Annotated in this window: 26 protein-coding genes; 5 read left to right on the top strand and 21 right to left on the bottom strand. The window is 65.2% G+C overall.

Features of this window, described 5'->3' with window-relative positions; genetic code table 11:
- The first annotated feature begins 97 nt into the window (after positions 1-97).
- The 5 genes from radA (at position 98) to BHK69_RS20465 (ending at position 5442) form a co-directional block, all read left to right on the top strand.
- Positions 98-1495, top strand: a complete 1398-nt coding sequence (gene radA, locus BHK69_RS20445) for a DNA repair protein RadA (protein WP_069691701.1) — start codon at positions 98-100, stop codon at positions 1493-1495.
- A gap of 107 nt (positions 1496-1602) precedes the next feature.
- Positions 1603-2286 (top strand): CvpA family protein, encoded by a 684-nt coding sequence (locus BHK69_RS20450; protein ID WP_069691702.1) that lies wholly within the window; start codon positions 1603-1605, stop codon positions 2284-2286.
- A gap of 44 nt (positions 2287-2330) precedes the next feature.
- The gene (gene purF / locus BHK69_RS20455; protein ID WP_069691703.1) at positions 2331-3803 is read left to right on the top strand and encodes an amidophosphoribosyltransferase; all 1473 of its coding nucleotides are present in this window, start codon (positions 2331-2333) and stop codon (positions 3801-3803) included.
- Positions 3804-3822: 19 nt separating this feature from the next.
- Positions 3823-4563 (top strand): SDR family NAD(P)-dependent oxidoreductase, encoded by a 741-nt coding sequence (locus BHK69_RS20460; protein ID WP_069691704.1) that lies wholly within the window; start codon positions 3823-3825, stop codon positions 4561-4563.
- 45 nt (positions 4564-4608) lie between these two features.
- Entirely contained in the window at positions 4609-5442 is an 834-nt protein-coding gene (locus BHK69_RS20465) for a tetratricopeptide repeat protein (RefSeq protein WP_069691705.1), read from the top strand.
- A 322-nt stretch (positions 5443-5764) separates the two neighbouring features.
- Here the strand turns inward: BHK69_RS20465 and der are convergent, their stop codons facing one another.
- From der to nuoG, 21 genes are all read right to left on the bottom strand, one after another.
- Positions 5765-7180, bottom strand: coding sequence for a ribosome biogenesis GTPase Der (der, locus tag BHK69_RS20470; protein ID WP_069691706.1), 1416 nt, complete (start codon positions 7178-7180; stop codon positions 5765-5767).
- A gap of 173 nt (positions 7181-7353) precedes the next feature.
- Positions 7354-8016, bottom strand: a complete 663-nt coding sequence (locus tag BHK69_RS20475) for a tetratricopeptide repeat protein (RefSeq protein ID WP_069691707.1) — start codon at positions 8014-8016, stop codon at positions 7354-7356.
- A gap of 346 nt (positions 8017-8362) precedes the next feature.
- Complete coding sequence (gene queA, locus BHK69_RS20480) at positions 8363-9448, bottom strand: tRNA preQ1(34) S-adenosylmethionine ribosyltransferase-isomerase QueA (RefSeq protein ID WP_069691708.1); 1086 nt, start codon at positions 9446-9448, stop codon at positions 8363-8365.
- Positions 9449-9455: 7 nt separating this feature from the next.
- Positions 9456-9863: a VOC family protein gene (locus BHK69_RS20485; RefSeq protein WP_069691709.1), complete on the bottom strand. Its 408-nt coding sequence runs from the start codon at positions 9861-9863 to the stop codon at positions 9456-9458.
- The gene (locus BHK69_RS20490) at positions 9863-10333 is read right to left on the bottom strand and encodes a peptidylprolyl isomerase (RefSeq protein WP_069691710.1); all 471 of its coding nucleotides are present in this window, start codon (positions 10331-10333) and stop codon (positions 9863-9865) included. The genes BHK69_RS20485 and BHK69_RS20490 overlap by 1 nt, the downstream gene beginning before the upstream one ends.
- The gene (gene tolA, locus BHK69_RS20495) at positions 10333-10974 is read right to left on the bottom strand and encodes a cell envelope integrity protein TolA (RefSeq protein ID WP_148663518.1); all 642 of its coding nucleotides are present in this window, start codon (positions 10972-10974) and stop codon (positions 10333-10335) included. Before tolA ends, BHK69_RS20490 begins: the two co-directional genes overlap by 1 nt.
- Before the next feature lie 43 nt (positions 10975-11017).
- Positions 11018-11563 (bottom strand): peptidylprolyl isomerase, encoded by a 546-nt coding sequence (locus BHK69_RS20500; RefSeq protein ID WP_069691712.1) that lies wholly within the window; start codon positions 11561-11563, stop codon positions 11018-11020.
- Between the two features lie 378 nt (positions 11564-11941).
- Positions 11942-12172 carry a DUF1467 family protein gene (locus BHK69_RS20505; protein WP_069691713.1) on the bottom strand — a complete coding sequence of 77 codons (231 nt, stop codon included), beginning with the start codon at positions 12170-12172 and terminating at the stop codon, positions 11942-11944.
- The gene (locus BHK69_RS20510; protein ID WP_069691714.1) at positions 12169-12576 is read right to left on the bottom strand and encodes a RidA family protein; all 408 of its coding nucleotides are present in this window, start codon (positions 12574-12576) and stop codon (positions 12169-12171) included. Before BHK69_RS20510 ends, BHK69_RS20505 begins: the two co-directional genes overlap by 4 nt.
- Before the next feature lie 5 nt (positions 12577-12581).
- Positions 12582-12986: a methylmalonyl-CoA epimerase gene (mce, locus tag BHK69_RS20515; protein WP_069691715.1), complete on the bottom strand. Its 405-nt coding sequence runs from the start codon at positions 12984-12986 to the stop codon at positions 12582-12584.
- 90 nt (positions 12987-13076) lie between these two features.
- Positions 13077-14747 carry a ribonuclease J gene (locus BHK69_RS20520; protein WP_069691716.1) on the bottom strand — a complete coding sequence of 557 codons (1671 nt, stop codon included), beginning with the start codon at positions 14745-14747 and terminating at the stop codon, positions 13077-13079.
- A 226-nt stretch (positions 14748-14973) separates the two neighbouring features.
- On the bottom strand, positions 14974-15750 hold the full coding sequence (locus BHK69_RS20525) for a biotin--[acetyl-CoA-carboxylase] ligase (protein WP_069691717.1): 777 nt from the start codon (positions 15748-15750) through the stop codon (positions 14974-14976).
- A gap of 133 nt (positions 15751-15883) precedes the next feature.
- Complete coding sequence (gene nuoN / locus BHK69_RS20530; protein WP_069691718.1) at positions 15884-17311, bottom strand: NADH-quinone oxidoreductase subunit NuoN; 1428 nt, start codon at positions 17309-17311, stop codon at positions 15884-15886.
- 67 nt (positions 17312-17378) lie between these two features.
- Positions 17379-18890 carry an NADH-quinone oxidoreductase subunit M gene (locus BHK69_RS20535; RefSeq protein ID WP_069693834.1) on the bottom strand — a complete coding sequence of 504 codons (1512 nt, stop codon included), beginning with the start codon at positions 18888-18890 and terminating at the stop codon, positions 17379-17381.
- A gap of 4 nt (positions 18891-18894) precedes the next feature.
- Positions 18895-20889, bottom strand: a complete 1995-nt coding sequence (gene nuoL, locus BHK69_RS20540) for an NADH-quinone oxidoreductase subunit L (RefSeq protein ID WP_069691719.1) — start codon at positions 20887-20889, stop codon at positions 18895-18897.
- A gap of 26 nt (positions 20890-20915) precedes the next feature.
- Positions 20916-21224 carry an NADH-quinone oxidoreductase subunit NuoK gene (gene nuoK, locus BHK69_RS20545; RefSeq protein WP_069691720.1) on the bottom strand — a complete coding sequence of 103 codons (309 nt, stop codon included), beginning with the start codon at positions 21222-21224 and terminating at the stop codon, positions 20916-20918.
- Positions 21221-21841: an NADH-quinone oxidoreductase subunit J gene (locus BHK69_RS20550; RefSeq protein WP_069691721.1), complete on the bottom strand. Its 621-nt coding sequence runs from the start codon at positions 21839-21841 to the stop codon at positions 21221-21223. Before BHK69_RS20550 ends, nuoK begins: the two co-directional genes overlap by 4 nt.
- Before the next feature lie 150 nt (positions 21842-21991).
- Positions 21992-22480, bottom strand: a complete 489-nt coding sequence (nuoI, locus tag BHK69_RS20555; RefSeq protein WP_069691722.1) for an NADH-quinone oxidoreductase subunit NuoI — start codon at positions 22478-22480, stop codon at positions 21992-21994.
- Positions 22481-22499: 19 nt separating this feature from the next.
- The gene (locus BHK69_RS20560) at positions 22500-22739 is read right to left on the bottom strand and encodes a hypothetical protein (RefSeq protein ID WP_069691723.1); all 240 of its coding nucleotides are present in this window, start codon (positions 22737-22739) and stop codon (positions 22500-22502) included.
- Positions 22739-23758: an NADH-quinone oxidoreductase subunit NuoH gene (gene nuoH / locus BHK69_RS32260; protein WP_069691724.1), complete on the bottom strand. Its 1020-nt coding sequence runs from the start codon at positions 23756-23758 to the stop codon at positions 22739-22741. The genes BHK69_RS20560 and nuoH overlap by 1 nt, the downstream gene beginning before the upstream one ends.
- A 6-nt stretch (positions 23759-23764) precedes the next feature.
- Entirely contained in the window at positions 23765-25828 is a 2064-nt protein-coding gene (gene nuoG / locus BHK69_RS20570) for an NADH-quinone oxidoreductase subunit NuoG (RefSeq protein ID WP_069691725.1), read from the bottom strand.
- Between the last annotated feature and the right edge of the window lie 9 nt (positions 25829-25837).

A 25837-nucleotide genomic window follows, 5' to 3' on the forward strand; every position in this document is an offset into this window, starting at 1 on the left:
TGACCCGCCATCCGCGCGTCATGCTCGGGCTCGACCCGAGCATCTCCTGCAAGAGATTCTCGGGTCTGCGCTTCGCTTCGCCCGAGCATGACGGCTGATGGCCAAGCGCGGACCGACCTATATCTGCCAAGCTTGCGGGGCGGTCTATCATCGCTGGCAAGGCAAATGCGACGCCTGCGGCACCTGGTCCTCGCTATCTGAGGAGGCCCAGGCTGCGCCTGTTCCCGGTGGCCGCACCTCGTCGAACGGCAAGGCGCGAGGGCGCGTCTTCGCCCTGGAGACCCTGAAGGGCGACACGCAGGACGCACCGCGCATCAAGGCCGGCATCGGCGAACTCGACCGCGTCACCGGCGGCGGCTTCGTGCCGGGCTCGGTGCTGCTGATCGGCGGCAATCCCGGCATCGGCAAATCGACCTTGCTGATGCAGGCCTGCGCCGCTCTCGCGCTCTCCGGCCGCCGCGTCGTCTATGTCTCGGGCGAGGAATCGACCGGCCAGGTCCGCTTGCGCGCCGAGCGCATGGGGCTGGCCGAAGCCCCGGTCGATCTGGCGGCGGAAACCAATGTCGAAGACATCATTGCGACCTTGGGCCAGGGCAGCCGCCCTGCCCTGGTGGTGATCGATTCGATCCAGACGATGTGGTCGGGCGAGGTCGAGAGCGCGCCGGGTACCGTCACCCAGGTTCGCGGCTCGGCGCAGGCACTGATCCGCTATGCCAAGACCAGCGGCGCCTGCCTGATTCTCGTCGGCCATGTCACCAAGGACGGGCAGATCGCCGGCCCCCGCGTCGTCGAGCACATGGTCGACGCCGTGCTCTCCTTCGAGGGCGAAGGCGCGCATGCCTTCCGCATCCTGCGCGCCCAGAAGAACCGTTTCGGCCCCACCGACGAAATCGGCGTTTTTGAGATGACCGGGATGGGCCTGTCGGAGGTTACCAACCCCTCGGCGCTTTTCCTCGCGGACCGGGATCAGGCGGCGCCAGGCGCAGCGGTCTTCGCCGGGATCGAGGGCACGCGGCCCGTACTGGTCGAGATCCAGGCCCTGGTCGCTCCGACCTCGCTGGGCACGCCGCGCCGTGCCGTCGTCGGCTGGGACAACAGCCGCCTGGCCATGGTGCTGGCCGTGCTCGAGACCCATGGCGGGCTCAAGCTTGGCCAGCACGATGTCTATCTGAATGTCGCGGGCGGCCTGCGGGTCAACGAGCCCGCCGCCGATCTGGCGGTCGCCGCCGCGCTGGTCTCATCGCTGAGCGGGGCGATCCTGCCGCCGGAATCGGTCTATTTCGGCGAGATCGCGCTGTCGGGCGCGATTCGGCCGGTATCGGTCGCACCCGCGCGCCTGCGCGAGGCTTCCAAGCTCGGCTTCGAATCGGCGCTGATGCCTTCGGGCGGCGCAGATACGGGTGATGGCGGCGGGCTGATGCTGCGGCGCTTCGGCCATGTCACGGAGCTTGTTGCCGATATAGCGGCGCGTGCACCTCGCAGAGATGTGAAATGACACGGACGCAATGGTGACGCAGGCCATGCGAGCGCGTATAGCAAAAACGATGTGGCCCGCCCATTTCACGCAGGCCTTCCTGAGTTCTTAAGCGAAGCGGCTTGTCCATGCCTGTCACCATCCTCGATCTCGTCGTCATCGGCGTGATTTTGATCTCGGCATTGCTGGCCGCCGTGCGCGGTCTGACGCGCGAAGTGCTGGCGATTGCCTCCTGGGTCGCCGCTGCCGCCGTGGCCTGGGTCTTCCACCCGCAGCTCTTGCCGCTCGCCAAGCAGTATATCCCCAATGACACGATCGCCCTGATCGCCTCGATCTCGGCGCTGTTCCTGGTGACCTTGATCGTGGTTTCGCTGGTGACGGCGCGGATTTCGGACTTCGTGCTGGATTCACGCATCGGCGCACTGGATCGGACGCTCGGCTTCGTCTTCGGCGCCGGTCGCGGCCTGCTGCTCGCCGTCGTCGGCTATCTGTTCTTCAGCGCGCTGCTGCCCGAGAAGAACCTGCCGTCCTGGGCCAAGGATGCGCGCGCCCGCCCGATTCTGGAGGAAACCGGCCGCTCGCTCTTGACGATGCTGCCGCAAGACATCAACTCCGACATGATCAAGAAGATGCTCAAGCCCAAGACGGGCGAGGAGCCGACGGAGGCGCCGGCCGAGGAGCCTCGCCCCCCCGCCAGCCCGACCGCCGACCCACAGCGTCGCACCCAGGTGCCCAATGCCAACGACAAGCAGGCATTGCAGCGGGTGATCGAAGCTGGCAAAGCAACGACGCCTGCCCAACCCCGTCCGTAATTCGAGCGTAGAGACCTCCCAGTCCTGCCGCATTGGAGCCCGTGATGACGCTGCAGACCGAAGCCGAAGCCGCTTTTGACCCCAATGCCGATCGGCTGCGGGAGGAATGCGGTGTCTTCGGCATCTTCGGACATGCCGACGCCGCCGCGCTGACGGCGCTCGGCCTGCACGCCCTGCAGCATCGCGGCCAGGAGGCTGCGGGCATCGTGACCTTCGACGGCAAGCGCTTCCACTCCGAGCGCAGGCTCGGCCTCGTCGGCGACGCTTTCTCGGAAGTCTCCGTCATCGAGAAGCTCAAGGGCAAGCAGGCCATCGGCCATGTCCGCTATTCGACCACCGGCGAGACCATCCTGCGCAACGTCCAGCCGCTCTTCGCCGAGCTCCATGGCGGCGGGTTCGCGGTCGCGCATAACGGCAACCTGACCAACGGCCTGACGCTGCGGCGCAACCTCGTCCGCGACGGTGCGATCTATCAGTCGACCTCGGACACCGAGGTGCTGCTCCAACTCGTCGCGCGCAGCCGCAAACCGCGCTTCATCGAGCGCTTCGTCGAGGCCATCCGCCAGATCGAGGGCGCCTATGCCTTCGTCGGCATGACCAACAAGAAGCTGATCGGCGCCCGCGATCCGCTCGGCATCCGCCCGCTGGTGCTGGGCGAGCTCGACGGCTGCCCGATCCTGACCTCCGAGACCTGCGCGCTCGACATCATCGGCGCGAAATTCGTTCGCGAGATCGAGAACGGCGAGGTTGTCGTCATTTCCGAGAGCGGCATCGAGAGCCACAAGCCGTTCCCACCGATGGTCGAGCGGCCTTGCATCTTCGAGTACATCTATTTCGCCCGGCCCGACTCCATCGTGAAGGGCCGCAGCATCTATGAACGCCGTAAGCAGATGGGCGCCCAGCTCGCGGCCGAAGCCCCGGCCAATGCCGATGTGATCGTACCCGTGCCCGATTCCGGCGTACCGGCCGCGCTCGGCTTCGCCCAGGCGAGCGGTATTCCCTTCGAGCTCGGCATTATCCGCAACCATTATGTCGGCCGCACCTTCATCGAACCGACGCAGAAGGTTCGCGAGCTCGGCGTGCGCCTGAAGCATTCCGCCAATCGCAGCGTCGTCGAGGGCAAGAGCATCGTGCTCGTCGACGATTCGATCGTGCGCGGCACGACCTCGCTCAAGATCGTCAAGATGATGCGCGAGGCCGGCGCACGCGAGGTGCATTTCCGCATCTCCTCACCGCCGATCACCCATCCCGATTATTACGGCATCGACACGCCCGATCGCGAAAAACTGCTCGCCGCGACGCATTCGCTCGAGGAGATGCGCCAGTTCGTCGGCGCCGATTCGCTGGCTTTCCTCTCGGTCGACGGGCTCTATCGCGCCATGGGGCATGCCGGCCGCGACCCCGTCCGCCCTCAGTTCACCGATCATTGCTTCACCGGCGATTATCCGACCTCGCTGACCGATGTGGTCGGCGAGAGCGCCAAGCAGCAGATTTCGCTGCTGGCCGAAGCCGGCTGAGCCCCGCTCAAGGAAGCCCATGTCCAAGCCTCTGGAAGGGCGCGTCGCGCTCGTCACCGGCGCATCGCGCGGCATCGGCCGGGCGGCGGCGCTCGCCTTCGCCCAGGCCGGAGCACATGTCGTCGCGCTTGCCCGCACCACCGGGGCTCTCGAAGAGCTGGACGACGAGATTCTGGCGTTGGGCGGCAGCACGACGCTCGTCCCGGTCGACCTCGCGGATACTGCCGCGATCGAGAAGCTCGGCCCTGCCCTGCTGCAGCGCTGGGGCAAGCTCGACATCCTCCTGGCCAATGCCGGCATCCTGGGGCCGTTGACGCCCCTGACCCATGCCTCGCCGAAGGAATGGGCCAATGTGTTCGACACCAATGTCACGGCGAATTGGCGCTTGCTGAAATCGGTCGAGCCGGCGCTGCAGGCATCGGACGCCGCCCGCGTGATCCTGATGTCCTCGGGCGCCGCGCATAAATGCCTGGCCTATTGGGGGCCGTATTCGATCTCCAAGGCCGCCGTCGAAGCGATGGCGCGCACCTATGCTGCCGAGACGGTGACGACACCGCTGAAGGTGATGCTGGTCAATCCGGGCCCGCTGCGGACAAAAATGCGCGCCGAGGCGATGCCGGGCGAGGATCCGCTGACGCTCAGGACGCCGGAGGAGCTGGCACCGCATCTGGTCGAGATCGCTTCGCCCGCATGGAGCGAGACCGGCAAGATCTTCGATTTTCCGCAGGGAAAAGTGCTGACGCCGCAAATGCCGGCCTGAGGGAGCCTTATCGACAGGCCGGACGGCTCGACCGTTGGAGTAACGATGCTCGCACGCTGCGTCCTGTCGCTGTCCGCCCTTGCCGTTCTCGGCCTGGCATCGGCCATGATGATGACGGGGCAAGCCGTCGCGGATGGCGGTCCCGTTGCCCCGTCCGCCTCCCTGGTCGAGGAGTTGCGCCGAACCTGCCGCTCCGGCTCCGAGCCGTCACTCGCGATGCCATCGGCCGACGCGCAGGCGCTGATCGCGCAGGCGCGGGAGTTGATCGCACGCCATGACCGGGCTCTCGCGGCCTGCAACCAGTTGATCGACGGCGGAAGCCTCTCGGGCGGCGAGCTCGCGACCGCCCTACTCGATCGCGGGGACCTCCTCGCGTCGGGAACCGGCGATGCCTACGCCCGCGCAGTTGCCGATTACGACCGGGCCATCGCCCTTGCGCCGCCCCTCGCCATCGCCTTCGCCAAACGCGGCAAGGCTCATCTGCTCTATATGAGGGACCTTCGGCGGGCCTTGCGCGACCTCGATACGGCCATCCGCCTCGACCCGTCGCAAGCGGATTTCCTTGTCACGCGCGCATCGATTCAGGCGTCGCTCGGAGAGCCGAACAAGGCTCTCACCGACCTCGATCGAGCCATCGCCCTGGCGCCCGCATTGGAAAACGCCTGGACCGTCCGCGGCTTGACCCATTTCAACAAGGGCGACACCGCCCGGGCCATCGCCGATTTCGGTGAAGCTATCCGTCTCGCACCCGATGTAGATGAGAATTATCGCTTCCGCGCCGTAGCCAGGCGTGCGGCCGGCGATCAGGACGGGGCCCGAGCCGACGAAGCCAAGCTGGGCGAGCTATCGTCGCGAAAGACCGCCCCCCCATCGCGGTAGGCGGCACGATCTTCGCAGCGAGCCGATCGGGCTTTTGGTGCACGCTCACGAATAGGCGCGGGCAGGGGTGAGGTGTCGGCCACTGGACCAGTGGCGCGACGACCTTGCCGTCATTGCGAGCGCAGCGAAGCAATCCAGGCGGGTTCGCTCTACGTCCCCTGGATTGCTTCGCTGCGCTCGCAATGACGATGGAGCAGCGGTGGGGTCACGGCCAAAGCGTCAAACGGCCGCCCCCTCACCCTGCCCTCTCCCTACGGGAGAGGATTCCTCGCGCCTGCTGGTTTTTTTGGGGCGCACGCATCCAGGGAATAGGCAAACCGCGCTACTTCTTGCCTTTGTCGTAAGGGTTTTCGCCGCCGCGCGTATGCAGTCGGATCGGCGTGCCCGGCAGTTCGAAGGCCTCGCGCAGATTGTTGACCAGATAGCGGGTGTAGGACACCGGCAGATGGTCGAGCTGGTTGCCAAAGAGCGCGAAGGTCGGCGGGCGCGCCTTGGCCTGCGTCATGTAACGGATCTTGATGCGCCGGCCTGCGACGGCTGGTGGCGGATGGGCCGAGAGCACGCCTTCCAGCCAGCGGTTGATTCGGGCCGTCGAGACGCGGCGATTCCAGACGTCGTAGCTCTCGAACACCGCCTGCATCAAGCGGTCGATGCCCTCGCCGGCAAGCCCCGAAAGCGGCACGATCGGCACGCCGCGCACCTGCGCGAGCAGATGCTTGGCCTTCTCCTTCAATTCGGCCAGGAGGCCGTTCTTGTCGGCGACGAGATCCCATTTGTTCAGGCCGATGACGACGGTGCGGCCCTCGCGTTCGGTGAAATCGACGAGCGTCAGATCCTGCTTCTCGAACGGGATCGTGGCATCCAGCAACACGACGACGACCTCGGCGAAGCGGATCGCGCGTAGCGCGTCCTGCACCGACATCTTCTCGAGCTTTTCCTCGATGCGGGCGCGTTTGCGCATCCCGGCCGTATCGAACAGTTTTACCGGGCGGCCGCGCCATTCATAGTCGACGGAGATGGTGTCGCGGGTGATGCCGGCCTCAGGGCCGGTCAGCAGCCGTTCCTCGCCGATCATGCGGTTGACCAGTGTCGACTTGCCGGCATTGGGGCGGCCGATGATGGTGACGCGCAGCGGCTTGTTCGGGTCGTTGTACTCTTCGTCTTCCTCGCCAGCGGCGGCCGGGGCATCCACCCAGCGTTTGTCGCCATAGCTCTCGTCGAAGGCCTCTTCCTCTTCCGGCTCGTCATCGACGAAGGGCGCGAGCGCCTCCAGCAGATCGGACGTGCCCTCGCCGTGCTCGGCCGAGAACGGCACGGGGTCGCCAAGGCCCAGCGCATAGGATTCGAAGATGCCGTCCAGCCCCTTCTTCCCCTCGGCCTTGTTGGCGAGCAGGATGACGGGCTTGCCGGATTTGCGCACCAGATCGGCGAAGGGCTGATCCATCGGCGTAAGACCGAGCCGCGCATCGATCATGAACAGGATGACGTCGGCCTGGGCGATCGCGGTTTCCGTCTGCGCGCGCATCCGGCCTAAGAGCGAATCCTTGTCGGCCTCTTCCAGGCCGGCCGTATCGATCACGTTGAAGCGCAGATGTCCGAGCGAGGCCTCGCCCTCGCGCCGGTCGCGCGTCACGCCGGGCCGGTCGTCGACGAGCGCGAGCTTCTTGCCGACGAGCCGGTTGAACAGCGTCGACTTGCCGACATTGGGGCGGCCGATGATGGCGACGATGGCGGTCATTGCGTATCAACTATTCCTGTTTCGCCTGCGTGGTCCAACGACGTTGGCTCCTTCGCAGTCGATAAAAACGCACGGTCATCCCGGACAAGCCGCGAAAGCCCCGGATCTCCCTAGGGTCGCTCGGGATGACCCGCGCTACAAATGAAATTCTCGCAAACCTCGTTCGTGGGAACTCAGTTCTTCGTCTCGACCGGGCCGCCGCGAACCAGAGCGAGGTAGAGATCGGTGCGCTGGCGCAGCACCTGCGGCGCCTGCGGATCGGTGACGATCGCATCGAACCAGCGCCCGGCATCCTCGAAGAGATTGGCCTTGAGCGCGGCAATGCCCAGCATCTCCCGCGCCGAGTGGCGCCAGACGCCCTGAGGCGTCACCAGCGGCTCCAGCGCCGTCTTGACCTCGGCATAGGGCGCGAGATCGACGCGCAGCATGCCGGCGCGCAGGCGCGCCAGATCGCGATAGAGCTGATCGAGCCCGCCATCATTGGCGAGCGCATCGAAAGCCGTGACACCGGCAGCGGCATCGCGCTTGGCGGTCTCGGCAGCAAGACGGAAGCGCGCGATCTGGCGGTAGCCGGCGGGAGCGCCCTCAGTGAGCTCCTTCAGGATCGTTTCGGCCTCCGCGCCATTGCCGTCGCGCGAGGATTTCAGCGCGGCTTCGAGCCGCGCGCCGACAGCCTGGGAGGCCTGGTTCTCGCGATGCAGCCAATACTGCCAGCCCGCGACGGCGAGCACCGCCAGCACGGCCAGCGCGACGAAGACGTTGCCGTATTTGCTCCAGATGGCTGCCGCCTTGTCGCGGCGCACCTCTTCATCGATTTCGCGAAAAATATCGGCCATGGCCCGTCAGAATTCCCTTGTTGCCGTGCCGGTTAGCATTTCCGCGCGGCGATTGCGAGCCGGAACACGACACCGGCCTGCATAGGCTTTGGACTTTCCAGCCCTCACCTGAGGAGTCGGGCCTGGAATGAAGCCAATGATTTCAATGACTCTGTCTTGATCACCTACGCGCCGTCATCCTGGGCGCCCGCAGGGCGCCCGGGATCCATCGTAGAGCGTAGTTCCCTACGATGGATCCCGGGCCGAAGCTTCGCTTCGCCCAGGATGATGGCGTGGGTGACGGTAGGCAATCAGAAATCCTTGATATCGCTCGCTTCATTGCGGGCCAGCCTCCTCGGGATGAGGGCTATGCGCCGCGCTGCAGCAGGCTGGCGTCGCCATAGGAGTAGAAGCGATAATTGTCCGCGATCGCATGGGCATAGGCGCGTTTCATGATGTTGAGACCGCAGAAGGCCGAGACCAGCATGAACAGCGTCGAGCGCGGCAGGTGGAAATTGGTCAGCAGCAGGTCGACGGCGCGGAAACGATAGCCCGGCGTGATGAAGATCGCCGTGTCGCCGGAGAAAGGCGCGATGACGCCATCCTCGCCGGTTGCACTTTCGAGGAGGCGCAGCGAGGTCGTGCCGACCGCGACGACGCGCCCGCCCTTCGCCTTGACCGCATTCAGCGCGGCGGCCGTCTCGGCCGAGACGCTGCCCCATTCGGCATGCATGCGGTGCTCGCTAGTGTCGTCCACCTTCACAGGCAGGAAGGTCCCCGCTCCGACATGCAGCGTAACGAGATGGCGCGAGACCCCGTACGCATCGAGCGCGGCGACAAGATCCGGCGTGAAATGCAGGCCAGCCGTCGGAGCGGCAACCGCGCCGTCCTCGCGGGCATGCATGGTCTGGTAGTCGCTCGCATCCTGTTGGTCGGTCGGGCGCTTGCCGGCGATATAGGGCGGCAGCGGCAGTTCACCGAGCCGCGCAATAGCCTCATCGAGCATTGGCCCTGACAGAGCGAAGCGCAATTCGACCTCGCCGCCCTCGCCTTTGGACTGGACCTCGGCTTCGAGCCGGCCGAGTTCGCAGACATTGCTCGCTCCGGCCTCGCCGAAGACGATCATCTCGCCGATAGTGAGTTTCTTGGCCGGGCGGGCGAAGGCGAGCCAGCGATCGGCGCCCTCGCGCTTGTGCAGCATGATCTCGATGCCGGCAGACGTCTCGCCCCGGAAGCGGCGACCGCGCAGCCGCGAGGGTATGACGCGGGTGTCGTTCAGGACAAGCGCATCACCCGGCTGGAGCAGGCCGACGAGGTCGCGGATGCCGCGATCCTCGAAAGGCTCGGGCGCATCAGGCCTGACGACGAGCAGGCGTGCCGTATCGCGCGGGCTGGCGGGCCTCAGCGCGATGCGGTCTTCAGGCAGATCGAAATCGAAGAGACCGACATCCATGAGGCCTTCAGCGGCTCCAAACCCTATTTTCCAGCACGACGCGATATCCGTCGGCATCCTCGAAGGTGCGCCCGTGCGCCGACCACCAGGGATTGGCAGATTCGACGGGCTCAAAACCCGCGGCCTTCATTCGCGCCACCGCCCGGTTCCAATCCTCGGCGGCGGGCAGGTAGAAAACGAGCAGATTCTCTTCGGTAGGCGCACCGGCAACACGATGACCATGCCGAACGGTGAATTCGAGGTGATAAGGCCAGTTGGGATGGCCCATCATGACGCCGTCGAAGCCGTCGTGATCCTTGAAGCCCGAGATCTCCTCGAAACCGAGCCCGTCGCTGTAGAAGCGGCGTAGTGGCGCGAGCTCGTTCGTCGCTCGCGCCACCCGCATCACTGGAACAGCGCCTTGCGCCGTTCTCATCAGGCCACGTCGGCCAGAACCTTCATCGAGACGATGGAGTCGGGATCGCGCACGGGCTCGCCGCGCTTGATCTTGTCGACATTTTCCATGCCTTCAACGACTTCGCCCCAGGCGGTGTACTGCTTGTCGAGGAAGCGGGCATCGTCGAAGACGATGAAGAACTGGCTGTTGGCCGAGTTCGGGTTCTGCGAGCGAGCCATCGAGCAGATGCCGCGCACATGCGGCTGCGCATTGAACTCGGCCTTCAGGTCGGGCAGCTCCGAGCCGCCGGTGCCGGTGCCATGCGGGCAGCCGACCTGGGCCATGAAGCCGTCGATGACGCGGTGGAAGACGATGCCGTCATAAAAGCCCTGGCGCGACAGCGTCTTCAGGCGCTCGACATGGCCGGGGGCCAGGTCAGGGCGCAGCTTGATGACGACTTTGCCCTTGGTGGTTTCCATGACGAGGGTGTTCTCGGGATCGAGCGACATCAGGTTTGCCTTTCTGTGGTCGGCGCGCGGCCGTGGAAGCGAATGGAAAAAGGTCGCCCCGCGATACTCGCTCCGAGCTGCGGCGACAACCTCATCGGTGTGCAATCGCGAACAGCGGCGACGACCGAGTCCGTGAAGCGCTGGCGCAGGGCTGGGTCGGTCCGCCTGGTTTCCCAGGTCACACGCGGCTGGCCGAAGAGCGAGCCGTCACGGCGCAGGCTGAACCTGACCGTCGCCATGACGCCGGTATCGGGGCCATCGATGACGGGCGGATGCCAGCAGCGCCGCAAGGCGGGTGCGATATCGGTGAGACGAGCGAGCGCCTCGCCTTCGAACGGTTTCGTCGAAGGCGCAAGCCCTCCCAAGACACCGACCTCGCCACTGCCCGACTCACGCGGCGGCCTGATCCTGCGATAGCCGCTGCCGGGTATGTCATCCCCGCTGAATGGACCGCCGACGCCTGGCATATAGCGCTGCCCTGACTGCGGCGGCAGGATAGGATTCTGCGAACCGGATGGCGGCGGCAGGACGGGATTTTGCGAACCCGAGGCTGGCGGCAGGCCGAGATCGCGCGTGTCCTGCGCGCCCGCTGAACCAGCGGCCAACAGTAGAGTAAGACAAGCGAGAGCCGCGCGCAGCATTGTCACGGCCCTCCCCTGACTGGCCCTGCTTGTGGTTGGCCGTTTACTTGGCGTCGGCCTGCAGGCGCATGCGGACGATCTTGTCGGGGTTCGTAACCTGGCCATTGGCCGATTGGCTGCCCTTCTTGATCTTGCGCACCGCGTCCATGCCGGAGACGACCTCGCCGAACAGCGTGTACTGGCCGGTCAGCGAACCGCAGCCTTCAAAGCAGATGAAGAATTGGGAATTGGCGGAATCCGGCGATTGCGAGCGCGCCATGCCGACCGAGCCGACCTTGTAAGGCGTCGGGGTGAATTCGGCCGGCAGGTTCGGCAGATCCGACTTGCCGGTGCCGGTGCCGGTCGGATCGCCGGTCTGGGCCATGAAGCCGTCGATGACGCGGTGGAAGACGATGCCGTCATAGAATCCGCGCTTGGTCAGCGCCTTGATCTGCGCGACATGCTTGGGCGCGAGATCGGGTCGCAGCCGGATCGTCACCGGCCCGTCCTTGGTCTCCAGAACCAGCGTATTGGCCGGGTCAGGTGCCTGGGCCTGGGCCATGCCGAGCGAGGCGATGAGGGCAAGAGCGGCGAGAGAGCTGCGCAGCATAGACGATCTCCATGGCAACCGGCGGACCCGGCTGGTCTGGCACTCGCCTAGCGGCATCCTTTGGCCGGAACAAGGCGGGAAAACGCCCCAGATAGAACTTTGCTGCACCGCACAAGTGCAACGCAGAATAAACTTGCAAAAAGATCAGGCTGCGCATGCCTAAAGTGGTGACAGCTCCGTCATATTCCGCTAATCATTCGTGGCTGGACACGCTTTGCGATTATCAAAGCGCTGCGGACCAGGTCTCGGGAGGAACAAACGCCCGCCTAGTATATGAGTCGCGCGCGATGAGATGCGTGCCGTTACTGCGGTAAAAACAGACTTCCAAGGCAAGGCATCGGCCTTGCCTTTTTCTTTTTGAAGTCCAGCGCGCGAAGACTAGAGATCGAACTTCGCCCAGATATACCAGACAAGCGCAAAGACCACCCCGGCGATCACCGAGGTGATCAAGGCCTTCTTGAGCAGGCCGGGAAGGACCGGCGCGCCCGGTTCCGTGCCGTCCGTGACCTCGCCGGCCTCAGCCTGGCTGCGCACGCCGAAGGGCAGCACGGCAAACAGCACCGTCCACCAGATCACGAAATAAACGGCGAGCCCGCCGGCAATGGTCATGAGCGGTCATCCCTTGTCGCATCGCCAGCGAGCGCGATGCAGGAGAAAGCGACGCGCGCCTGCGTCGGCACGCCGAAACGGGCCGTATGGCGCGCCGGCAATCCGCCCGGAAAATGCTTCACATATTCGGCGTTGCAGGCGGCATAGTCGTCAGGGTTGGTGATCAGCATCGAAACCTGCACGACGCGATCGAGGCCGCTGCCCGCCTCCGCTAGGATCTCGGCGATCTTCGCCAATGCGTGGCGGACCTCATCGGCTGGCGTGTCGCCGCGAAAGACGCCACGCTCGGGATCATGCGGCGCCGAATGGCCGGAGACGAAAATCAGGCCGCCGGCCCGCGTTGCGGCGCTGAAGGGGCGCGACGATCCCGCTTCCGGCTCGCCGAAGAAGGTGATCTCGTCCATCGCGCTCAGGCCTGCTCGAGCTCGACCAGCGTGCCGCAGAAATCCTTGGGGTGCAGGAACAGCACCGGCTTGCCATGGGCGCCGATGCGCGGCTCTCCGGAACCCAGGACACGCGCGCCGGTCGCCTTCAATCGATCGCGGGCAGCCAGGATGTCGTCGACCTCGTAGCAGATGTGGTGGATGCCGCCATCGGGATTGCGCTCGAGGAATTTCGCGACGGGCGAGTCAGGTCCCGTCGGCTCCAGCAATTCGATCTTGGTGTTCGGCAGTTCCACGAAGACCACGGTCACGCCATGCTCTGGCTGCGGCAGCGGCTGTGAAACCCGCGCGCCCAGCGTATCGCGATAGAGCGCCGTCGAGGCCGCGAGATCCTTCACGGCGATGGCGACGTGGTTGAGGCGTCCGATCATTCAGGGCTCCTGGGGCGAGTGGCGAGTAGCGAATGGCGAGTGGAGACCAGCCTTCTTACCACTCGCCATTCGCCACTCACCATTCGCTTTCTAAACCTCGATCACCAGCGCATGCACCAGCGGCTTCTTGCCCCATTCCTCGTTGACGGCGCTGCGCAGGCCACGCTCCAGCGCATTGCGGAATGCCTCGGGATCGCGCCGGCGCGCCTTGGGGATGCCGTCGATCAATTCGGAGACGGCCTCGGCGACATATTCGTCGAAATCGGTGCCGTCGCGCGTCCTCGGTGGCAGGCCCAGCACCGCGATCTCGGGATCGCCGGCAAGCCCGCCCTTCTCGTCGATCGCGACCGCGACCGAGATCATGCCGGCGAAGGAGAGCTTCCGGCGCTCGGAGATGGTCTTCTCCAGCGCGTTCACCAGCAGCGTACCGTCCTGGTAGAGGCGGCCATGCGTGACCTCGTCGACCTTGCTGGCGCCGTCCGGCGTGATCGCGACGACATCGCCATTGCCGGCGCGCACCACGGTCTTGACGCCGAGCCCACGTGCGAAGATGGCGTGCTCCGACAGATGCAGATCCTCGCCATGGGCGGGGATGACGATCTTCGGCTTCAGCCAGCCATAGAGCCTGGCCATCTCCTCGCGGCGCGGATGCCCCGAGACATGGACGAGATGGGTGCGGTCGGTGATGATCTCGATATTGTCGCGCGCGAGCGCGTTCAGGATATTGCCGACGGCCTTCTCATTGCCGGGGATGGTGCGCGACGAGAAGATCACCCGGTCGCCGGGCGAGAGTGCGATCTCGGGATGGTCGTCGGAAGCGATGCGCGAGAGCGCCGCGCGCGGCTCGCCCTGGCTGCCGGTGAGCAGCGCCACGACCTTGTCGCGCGGCAGATAGCCATAGGTGTCGGCCGAGCGGAAGGCCGGGATGCCGTCGAGATAGCCGCATTCGCGCGCGACATCGATGACGCGGTCCATGGCGCGCCCAACGACAACGACCTCGCGCTGATCGGCCATCGCAGCCTCCGCAACGGCGCGCAGGCGCGCCACGTTGGAGGCGAAGGTGGTGACGGCGACGCGGCCCGGTGCGGAATGCACCAGTTCCTTCAGCTTGGCCGCAACATCGGCCTCGCTCGGGCTGGTGCCGTCGCGCATGACATTGGTCGAGTCGCAGATCAGCGCGAGCACGCCTTCGTCACCGAGTTCGCGCAGCCGCTTCTCGTCGGTCGGCAGGCCGACCTGCGGCGTCGGATCGATCTTCCAGTCGCCGGTATGGACGACGAGGCCGACCGGGGTGCGGATCGCCAGCGCGTTCGATTCGGGGATCGAATGCGCCACCGGCACGAATTCGATGTCGAAGGGGCCGAGCGTCACGCGGCCGCCCTGCGCCACCACATGCATCGGCACCTTGGGCGCGCCCGGCTCGGAGAGCCGGCGCGTCGCCAGCAGGCCGGCGGCGAAGCGCGTGCAATAGACCGGCGCGCGCAGGCTGGGCCACAAGGCTGCGAGCGCGCCGATATGGTCCTCATGGGCGTGGGTGATGATGATGCCGAGCAGATTGGCGCGCTCTTCGATGATGTAGCGCAGGTCGGGCAGGATGATGTCGACGCCGGGAACCTCGGGACCGGCGAAGGACAGGCCGCAATCGACCAGGATCCATTTCCGCCGCCCTTCCGGGCCGAACCCGTAGAGCGCGGCGTTCATGCCGATCTCGCCGAGGCCGCCGAGGGGAACGAAGACGAGTTGATCGCTGGAACGGGTCACTGAATATCCTGACTGGAATATGGATCGGCGTATGAACGCGGGAGATGTGCGGGAGCCCTACCATGCCGGAAGGCAGGTCTCCATAGCGGTGAGGCAGAGCAGTGCGATAGAAAACCCACTCGAGCCCTCATCCTGAGGAGCGCTCCGCAGGAGTGCGTCTCGAAGGATGCTCCAGATGGTTCGGGAGCCTCCTGGAGCATCCTTCGAGACGCCGCTTCGGGGCTCCTCAGGATGAGGGCTGAGGGGAACTGGGCTCTCCGAAAAACAGATCGCCGGCATCGAGGGCGCGGCGGCCGGCAGCGGTCTCCATTTCGAGCCGGCCTGATGGGTCGAGCCCGATGAAGCGCCCTTCGAGCGGGCCTTCCAGCAGCCTGATCGTGATCGTTTCGCCGAGAAAGGCGGCGCGTTCCAGCCAGGCGGCGCGCGTCGGACCGAAGCCGCCGGGCTGCTGCCAGGCGCTGAAGCGCGCAAGCCAGGCCTCGCTGAGCGCCGTCAGCATCTCCTCGATGCTGGCAGCAGGCCGATGCTGCTTCAGGAAACTCGCCGGATAGGGCGTGTTTTGCGCGCAGGAGGCGATGTTGACGCCGAAGCCGATGATCACATTGAGCCGCCCTGCCCGGCTCTCGCCTTCGAGCAGGAGGCCGGCCGTCTTGGCGCGCTCGATCAGCAGATCGTTGGGCCATTTCAGAGCAAGAGCGGGAGCCGCCAGCCCCGTGACGGCAGTTGCGGCGTCATGCAGAGCCAATCCCGCGACGAAGCCGAGCTGCGGTGCGAGTGCCGGTTCGCAAGGCGCGGTCAACAGCAGGCTGACATAGAGATTGCCGGGCGGCGAACCCCATTGCCGGCCATGGCGGCCGCGGCCGGCGTTCTGGCTGCGCGCGACGATCCAGAGCTTGCCGGCATCGCCCTGGTCGAGCGCACGCCGCGCCTCCTCCATGGTGGAGCCGACCTCGTCACGGACGATCAGGCGGTAACCGGCGGCGCGGGCGGCTTCAGAGAGCATGGACCGTTCCCGTCATTCCCGGGCGAAGCCCTCGGGTCCAGCCTTTGGCCGGCCCAAGGACAAGCTCCATGCAGACCCGAGAATCCCTGTCGAGAGATGCCCGGGTCGAGCCCGAGCATGACGGGTGCTGCATTCAGAACAGCGACTTCGCTGCCGCGGCCGCCGAATTGAGCAGCGGCGCGGGAGCCAGCGACAGCACCAGCACGAAGGCCGCCGAGATCAGCAGCACGGCACGCACACCGATATCGCCCTTCTCGAAGGCGGGCTTGGCATCGTCGAAATAGATGATCTTGACCAGGCGCAGATAATAATAGGCGCCAACCACACTGGTCACCACGCCGACCACGGCCAGCACATAGAGCTTGGCCTCGATCGCGGCGAGGAAGACATAGAACTTCGCCCAGAAGCCGGCGAGAGGCGGAATGCCGGCGAGCGAGAACATCATCATCGACAGCGCAAACGCCATCCAGGGATTGGTGCGCGAGAGGCCGGCGAGCTCGCTGATCTCCTCCACCGGCTTGCCGTCGCGCCGCATCAGCAGGACGCAGGCGAAGGCGCCCAGCGTCGTGGCCAGATAGATCGCCATATAGACCATGACGCCCTGCACGCCGTTGGCGGTGCCGGCGGCGAGGCCGACCAGCGCATAGCCCATATTGGCAATCGAGGAATAGGCGAGCAGGCGCTTGATGTTGCTCTGGCCGATCGCCGCGAAGGCGCCCAGCGCCATCGAGGCGATCGCGATGAAGATGATGATCTGCTGCCAGTCATGCAGCGCGCCCGGGAAGGCGCCGACGAAGACGCGCACCACCATCGCCATCGCGGCCATCTTGGGGGCCGAGGCGAAAAAGGCGGCGACCGGGGTCGGCGCCCCCTCATAGACGTCGGGCGTCCACATATGGAACGGCACGGCCGAGATCTTGAAGGCGACGCCGGCCGCGATGAAGACGATGCCGAAGATCAGCCCGATGCCGACATGACCGCCTTGGGTGGCAGCCGCGATGCCCGGGAAGCTCACCGTGCCGGTGAAGCCGTAGACCAGCGACGAACCGTAAAGCAGCATGCCCGAGGAGAGCGCGCCGAGGACGAAGTATTTCAGGCCGGCCTCGGTCGACTTCGCATTGTCGCGGTCGAAAGCGGCAACGACGTAAAGCGCCAGCGACTGCAGTTCCAGCCCGACATAGAGGCTGATCAGGTCGTTGGCCGAGATCATCATCATCATGCCGACCGTCGCCAGCACGACAAGGATCGGGAATTCGAAGCGCATCGAGCCGCTGCGGCGTAAGGCATCGGAGGAGAGCAGGATCGTGGCGGCCGCGCCCAGCAGCGTCAGCACCTTCATGAAGCGGGCGAACCCGTCGGCGACGAAGCTGCCATTGAAGGTGATGATCTTGCCCTCGCCGGAGAGCACCAGGACGAGCGCCAGCACGAAGAGCGCGATTGCCGCGCCTTCGAGCAGGCGCGTCGAACGCTCGCCTTTGATCGCGCCGACCAGCACCATGGCGATGGCGCCGAGCGCGAGGATGATTTCCGGCAGAGCGGGGCCGAGGGCGGGAACGGTCATCGCAGAGCGACTTTCTCTATTGGCATGATCTTGTCCGAAAACCGGAGGCCACTTTTCGGGACCATGCCTATTGAACGACCAGCATCGCCGTTTTCGCGGCGGTGAGTGCGGCCTGATAATTCTTGATGAGGGCTTCGGTCGGCGCGGCGAAGGCGTCGAGGATCGTGCCGGGGCGGATGCCGTACCAGACCGTCAGCAGGACGAGCGGCACGAGGATCACGATCTCACGGCTGTTCAGATCCATGATGCCCTTGAGCTCCGGCTTGACCAGTTCGCCGAACATGACGCGGCGATAGAGCCAAAGCGCGTAAGCAGCAGACAGGATGACGCCCGAGGTCGCGATGAAGGCAACCCATGGATTGGCCTTGAAGGCGCCCATCAGCGTCAGGAACTCGCCGACGAAGCCGGCCGTGCCGGGAAGGCCGACATTGGCCATGGTGAAGACCATGAAGATGACCGCGTAAATCGGCATGCGGTTGACCAGCCCGCCATAGGCCGCAATCTCGCGGGTATGCATGCGGTCATAGACCACGCCGACGCAAAGGAAGAGCGCGCCCGAGACCAGCCCGTGGCTGACCATCTGGAACATCGCGCCCTGGATGCCCTGCGCCGTCAGGGTGAACAGGCCCATGGTGACGAAGCCCATATGCGCCACCGAGGAGTAGGCGATCAGCTTCTTGATGTCCTCCTGCATCAGCGCCACCAGCGAGGTGTAGACGATGGCGATGACCGAGAGCGCGAAGACGAAGGGCGCGAAGTACTGCGACGCCTCCGGGAACATCGGGATCGAGAAGCGGATGAAGCCGTAGCCGCCCATCTTCAGCAGGATCGCCGCCAGGATGACGGAGCCCGCGGTGGGCGCTTCGACATGGGCGTCGGGCAGCCAGGTATGCACCGGCCACATCGGCATCTTCACCGCGAAGGAGGCGAAGAAGGCGAGCCACAGCCAGCGCTGCATGCCGCCCGGGAAATGATGCGCCAGCAGCGTCGGGATGTCGGTGGTGCCGGCGTTCCAGTACATCGCCATCAGCGCCAGCAGCAGCAGAACCGAGCCGAGCAGCGTGTAGAGGAAGAACTTGTAGGAGGCGTAGACCCGCCGCTTGCCGCCCCAGATGCCGATGATCAGGAACATCGGGATCAGGCCGGCTTCGAAGAACAGGTAGAACAGCACGAGGTCGAGCGCCACGAAGACGCCGATCATCAGCGTCTCCAGGATCAGGAACGCGACCATGTATTCGCGCACCCGCTTCGTGACGGATGTCCAGGACGCCAGGATGCAGAACGGCATCAGGAAGGCGGTCAGCACCACGAAGGGGAAGGAGAAGCCGTCGACGCCGAGCTTGAACTTGATCGCGTCGGAGACCCAGCCATGGGTCTCGACCATCTGGAAGCCGGGATTGTCGGGTTCGAAACGGCCCCAGGCGACGCAAGCCAGTACAAAGGTCGCGATCGTCGCCGCCAGCGCCGCATAGCGCGCATTCGAGTCGACCGAGGCCTCGTCGCCGCGCTGCGCCAGGATGAAGGCCGCGCCGACCAGCGGCAGGACGAGAAGACCGGTGAGGATACCGAAACCGAACATCATCTCACCCGCGCGCCACGAGATACCAGGTCACAAAGCCCGCGACGCCGATCAGCATGGCGAAGGCATAGTGATAGACATAGCCGGTCTGGAGGCGAACCACCCGGTTGGTGACGTCGACGACGCGGGCGGAAATTCCGTCCGGCCCCATGCCGTCGATGACGAAACCGTCGCCCTTCTTCCAGAGGAACTTGCCGAGCCACATCGCCGGCTTCACGAACAGGAAGTCGTAGAGCTCGTCGAAATACCACTTGTTCAGCAGGAATTTGTAGAGCGCCGGATTGGCGGCCGCGAGCTTGCCGGGCACATCGGGTCGGCGGACATACATGTAGTAGGCTAGCGCTAGACCGATCAGCATCGCCACGAAGGGCGAGGCCACGACCCAGCCCGGCACTTCATGCATCGCGTGCAGGATGTGGTTGTCCTTGCCTGTGAAGAGCGCGGCCTTCCAGAAATGCTCGTAATCGTGGCCGATGAAGGCGTCCTTGAAGACGAAACCGGCCGCGACCGCGCCGAGCGAGAGCACGGCGAGCGGGATCAGCATCACCCACGGGCTCTCATGCGGCGTGTGGTCATGGCCATGGCCGTGATGATCGTCATGAGCATGGGCCGCATGTGCGTGAGCGGCATGGGCGTCCGCGCCCCAGCGCGGCTTGCCCTCGAAGGTCATGAAATAGAGCCGCCAGGAATAGAACGAGGTCATGCAGGCAGCTGCGACCAGCAGCACGAAGGCGTAGGAGCTGGCGAAACCGCCATGCGCCACCGAGGCATAGGCGCTCTCGATGATGGCGTCCTTGGAGAAGTAGCCGGCGAAGCCCGGAAAACCGGTCAGCGCCAGCGTGCCGATGGTCATCGCGATAGCGGTCAGCGGGATGTGCTTCCTGAGCCCGCCCATGTTCCGCATGTCCTGCTCGTGATGCATCGCATGGATGACCGAGCCGGCGCCGAGGAACAGCAGCGCCTTGAAGAAGGCGTGGGTGAACAGGTGGAAGATGCCGGCGCCGTAATTGCCGACGCCGAGCGCCACGAACATGTAGCCGAGCTGCGAGCAGGTCGAATAGGCGATGACGCGCTTGATGTCGTTCTGCACAAGGCCGACCGTGGCGGCGAAGAAGGCGGTCGTCGCGCCGATGACGACGACGACGGTCAGCGCGACCGGAGCGTATTCGAAGATCGGCGAGAGCCGCGCCACCATGAAGACGCCGGCGGTGACCATGGTCGCGGCGTGGATCAGCGCCGAGACCGGGGTCGGCCCCTCCATCGCGTCCGGCAGCCAGGTGTGCAGCAGGAACTGCGCCGACTTGCCCATGGCGCCCATGAACAGCAGCAGGCTCGCCAGTGTCAGCGCATGCCAGTCGCGCCCGAGGAAGTGGAAGCTCTGGCTGGTCAGATCGCCGACACGCGGGAAGATCGCATCAAACCCGACCGAGCCGAACAGCACGAAGACCAGGAAGATGCCGAGCGCGAAGCCGAAATCGCCGACGCGGTTGACGATGAAGGCCTTCATCGCCGCGGCGTTGGCAGAGGGCTTCTGGTACCAGAAGCCGATCAGCAGATAGGAGGCGAGACCGACGCCCTCCCAGCCGAAGAACATCTGCACCAAATTGTCGGCCGTCACCAGCATCAGCATGGCGAAGGTGAAGAGCGAGAGATAGGCGAAGAAGCGCGGCCGATGCGGATCCTCGTGCATGTAGCCGATCGAGTAGAGGTGCACGAGGCAGGAGACGGTGTTGACGACGACCAGCATCACCGCAGTCAGCGTGTCCACGCGAAAGGCCCAGTCGACGCGCAGATCGCCGGACGCCATCCAGGTCGCGATCTGGACGCGGGTGGTGCCGTGGCCGAAACCGACCTGGAAGAAGGCGATCCACGAGAGGACCGCCGAGACGACCAGCAAAGAGGTGGTGACGATCTCCGAGCCGCGCGCGCCGATCAGCCGGCCGAAGAGGCCAGCGATCAGGAAGCCGATCAGAGGGAGGAAGACGATCGCGTGATACATGGGCTGGATCCGGGCGCTCTTTGCGCTCAGCCTTTCATCATGTTGATGTCTTCCACCGCGATCGTGCCGCGGTTGCGGAAGTAGACGACGAGGATGGCGAGCCCGATCGCGGCTTCAGCGGCCGCAACCGTCAGCACCAGAAGCGCGAAGACCTGGCCGACGATGTCGTTCAGGAAGCTCGAGAAGGCGACGAGGTTGATGTTGACCGCGAGCAGGATGAGCTCGATCGACATCAGGATGACGATGACGTTCTTGCGGTTGATGAAGATGCCGAGCACGCCGAGCGTGAACAGGATCGCGCTGACTGCGAGATAATGGCCCAGTCCGATCATCAGACCGTCTCCTCGATGCCGGCGCGAGAAGGAACTTGCTTCACTTCCATCGCGGTCGCCTTGGTGCGGGCGTTCTGCTGGGTGACGTCCTGGCGCTTGATGCCGACACGCTCGCGCAGGGTCAGCACGATGGCACCGATCATGGCGACGAGCAGGACGAGCCCGGCCGCCTGGAAGTAGTAGATGTACTGCGTGTAGAGCACCTGGCCGAGTGCCGCGGTGTTGGTCAGGTTGGCCGGGATCGGCGCCACCGGCGTGCTGACGATCTTGGGATCGATGACCCAGGCTCCGACCACCAGCAGCAATTCCACCGCGAAGATCAGGCCGATCAGCGCCCCGATCGGCAGATAGTTCAGGAAACCCTGGCGGAACTCGGCGAAATCGACGTCGAGCATCATCACCACGAAGAGGAACAGCACCGCGACCGCGCCGACATAGACCACGATCAGCAGCATCGCCAGGAACTCGGCGCCGAGCAGCATGAACAGCCCCGCCGCGTTGACGAAGGCGAGGATCAGGAACAGCACGGAATGAACGGGATTGCGCGAGGTCACCACCATGAACGCCGAAGCGACGGTGACGCCTGCGAAGAGATAGAAGAAAGCCGCTGAGGCGTTCATCCTGGCCAGCCTTTCCGCCCTTGCGGGCGGTCCTCGTTGCAAAGCGACCGACTCTCGGGCCGGGCGCAGTTTTGAGCGTCTATAAGCGGGCGAATGGCGAGTGGCGAGTAGCGAAATCCATTCACCATTCGCTATTCGCAACTCGCCTTTTCACCGATACGGAGCGTCCATCGCGATGTTGCGCGCGATCTCGCGCTCCCAGCGCGCGCCGTTCGCGAGCAACCTGTCCTTGTCGTAGAACAGCTCCTCGCGGGTCTCGGTCGCGAACTCGAAATTCGGCCCCTCGACGATGGCGTCGACCGGGCATGCCTCCTGGCAGAAGCCGCAATAGATGCACTTCGTCATGTCGATGTCGTAGCGCGTCGTGCGGCGCGTACCGTCATTGCGGCGCGGGCCGGCCTCGATGGTGATGGCCTGGGCCGGACAGATCGCCTCGCAGAGCTTGCAGGCGATGCAGCGTTCCTCGCCATTGGGATAGCGGCGCAAAGCGTGCTCGCCCCGGAAACGCGGCGAGAGCATCCCCTTCTCGAAGGGATAGTTCAGCGTCGCCTTCGGCTTGAAGAAATAGCGCATCGACAACGCGAACGCGCCGACGAACTCCTTCAGCAGCAGGCCTTTGGCGGCTTGTGCGAGCGACATGCCTTCTCGTCCTTCCAACTCAGCCAAACACCGTCTGGCCGATGACATAACCCACAACGGGCGTGACGCCGATCATCAGAACGACCAGCGCGGCCCTGACCCAGCGAATGCGACGCTCATAGTCGTCGCGCTCCTCTGGGGTCTTCGACTGATCGGTCCGGCGCAGGCCCCCAATGACCAGCGTCGAAACGATCCTGTATTCTACCACCCCCACCACGAACCCGATCAGCGCGCCGATCAGGCCAGGCGAGACGCCCATCACCGCACCGGCCCCCACCCCGTGACCTGCAGCACGAAGGCCACGATCACGACGGAAGCGAGCGAGAGCGGCAGGAAGACCTTCCAGCCCAGGCGCATCAACTGGTCGTAGCGGTAGCGCGGCACGAAGGCCTTCACCATCGCGAACATGAAGAAGACGAGACAGACCTTGAGCGCGAACCAGAACACGCCGGGCAGCCAGGTGAAGGGCGCGATCGGGAACGGCGGCAGCCAGCCCCCGAGGAAGAGGATCGTCGTCAGCGAGCACATGGTCATGATCGCCACGTATTCGCCGAGCATGAACAGCAGATAGGGCGTCGAGGAATACTCGACCATGAAGCCGGCGACGAGCTCCGATTCCGCTTCCGGCAGGTCGAAGGGCGGGCGGTTCGTCTCGGCCAGGGCCGAAATGAAGAAGACGATGAACATCGGGAAGAGCGGCAGCCAGTACCAGCGCAGCATGCCCCAGCTCGTGTTCTGCGCCTCGACGATCGCCGTCAGGTTGAGCGAGCCGACGCAGAGCAGCACTGTGATGATGACGAAGCCGATCGAGACCTCGTAGGAGACCATCTGCGCCGCCGAGCGCAGCGCGCCCATGAAGGGGTATTTCGAGTTCGAGGCCCAGCCGGCCATGATCACGCCGTAGACCCCCAGCGACGAGATCGCCAGGATGTAGAGTACGCCGACATTGATGTCCGCGATCGCCCAGCCTTCCGCCACCGGAATGACTGCCCAGGCGCCCAGCGACAGGAAGCAGGAGATCAATGGCGCCAGCAGGAACACGCCCTTATTGGCGCTGGACGGGATGATCGGCTCCTTGAAGGCGAATTTCAGCAGGTCGGCGAAACTCTGGAACAGGCCGAAGGGCCCGACCACGTTGGGGCCGCGACGCAACTGCACCGCCGCCCAGATCTTGCGGTCGGCGAGCAGGATATAGGCGATGAAGACGAGCAGGCAGACCAGCAGCAGCAGGCTCTTGCCGAGCATGATCGCGAGGTCGAGGACGAGATCCCAGTTCATGGCCGCTTACTCCGCCGCCTGCCGCAGCCGGCCTGAGGCCAGCGCCGAGCATTCGGCCATCACGGCGGATGCGCGCGCGATCGGGTTGGTCTGGTAGAAATCACTGACGGGCGAGATGAAGCCCGCCTTCTCCGCTTTGCCGCCGAGACCGGCGAGCTGGCCAAGCCCACTCGCATCCGACGCTGGCAGGCTGTCGAGAGCCGCGAAGTGCGGATAGGCCTCGTAGAGCGCCTTGCGCAGGCCTGCGAGCGAGTCGAAGGGCAAGATCTTGCCGAGCGCGGCGGAGAGCGCACGCAGGATCGCCCAATCCTCGCGGGCGTCGCCCGGCGGGAAGGTGGCGCGGTCGGTCATCTGTACCCGGCCCTCGGTATTGGCGTAGGTGCCGGACTTCTCGGTATAGGCGGCGCCCGGCAGGATGACGTCGGCGCGGTGAGCGCCCTTGTCGCCATGCGTGCCCTGATAGATCACGAAAGCGCCCGCCGGCACGTCGATCTCGTCGGCGCCGAGCAGGAACAGCACATCGAGCGCCCCCGGGCTCAGCATGCCGGCGACATCGAGACCACCCTCACCCGGCACGAAGCCGAGATCGAGCGAGCCGACGCGGGCGGCGGCCGTATGCAGCACGCCAAAGCCGTTCCAACCTTCGCCCGCACCGCCCAGCACCTGCGCCGCCTTGGCGGCCATGGAGAGGATCGCGGCGCCGTCGGCACGGGTGAGAGCGCCCTGCCCGACCAGGACCAGGGGCTTGGCCTTGGCTGCGGTCGCCGTCTTGATCAGCTCGGCCAGCGTATCGCTGCCGGCGCCGAGATAGTCGTAATCATAGGTCAGATCGACCTTCTCGCCGATCAGGCTGACCTTGAAATCGCCGCGCAGCCAGCGCTTGCGGATGCGCGCATTCAGGATCGGCGCTTCCTTGCGCGGGTTGGCGCCGATGATGACAAGCGAATCCGCCTCGTCGATCCCGGCGATGCCGGCGTTCAGGATGTATGAGGCTCGGCCGAATTTCGGATCGAGCTTCGTGCCGTCCTGGCGGCCGTCGAGATTGGCGCTGCCGAGTGACGCCATCAGGCTTTTCAGCGCGAACATCTCCTCGACCGCGGTGAGATCACCGGCGATCGCGCCGATCTTTTCAGGGCTCGCCGCCTTCACCTTCGACGCGATCAGCGCAAAAGCCTCGTTCCAGCTTGCGGGCTTCAGCGCGCCGTTCTGGCGGATATAGGGCCGGTCGAGCCGCTGTGTGCGCAGGCCGTCGACGATGTGCCGCGTCTTGTCGGAGATCCACTCCTCGTTCACCGCCTCGTTGATGCGCGGCAGGATGCGCATCACTTCGCGGCCACGGGAATCGACCCGGATGGCCGAGCCGACCGCGTCCATCACATCGATGGATTCGGTCTTGGTCAGCTCCCAGGGCCGCGCCTTGTTCTGGTAGGGCTTCGAAGTCAGCGCGCCGACCGGGCAGAGATCGACGATATTGCCCTGCAATTCGGAGGTCATCGCCTGTTCGAGATAGGTCGTGATCTCCATATCCTCGCCGCGGCCGATAGCGCCGAGATCGGTGCCACCTGCGACTTCGGTGGTGAAGCGGACGCAGCGCGTGCACTGGATGCAGCGCGTCATCGAGGTCTTCACCAGCGGGCCGATATATTTGTCCTCGACCGCGCGCTTGTTCTCGGCATAGCGGGAATTATCCACGCCATAGGCCATGGCCTGGTCCTGCAGGTCGCATTCGCCGCCCTGGTCGCAGATCGGGCAATCCAGCGGGTGGTTGATCAGGAGGAACTCCATCACCCCCTCGCGCGCCTTCTTGACCATGGGCGATTTGGTCGAGACGACCGGCGGCTCGCCATTGGGGCCGGGGCGCAGGTCACGCACGCCGATGGCGCAGGAGGCCTGGGGCTTGGGCGGGCCGCCCTTCACCTCGACCAGGCACATGCGGCAATTGCCCGCGATCGAGAGCCGCTCATGGAAGCAGAAGCGCGGCACTTCCGCGCCCGCTGCTTCGCAGGCCTGGAGCACGGTGTAGTCGGCGGGAACGTCGACCTCGACACCATCGATGAGGAGTTTTGTCATAGGCTATCC

Source organism: Bosea vaviloviae, assembly GCF_001741865.1.
Taxonomy (GTDB): Bacteria; Pseudomonadota; Alphaproteobacteria; order Rhizobiales; family Beijerinckiaceae; genus Allobosea; species Allobosea vaviloviae.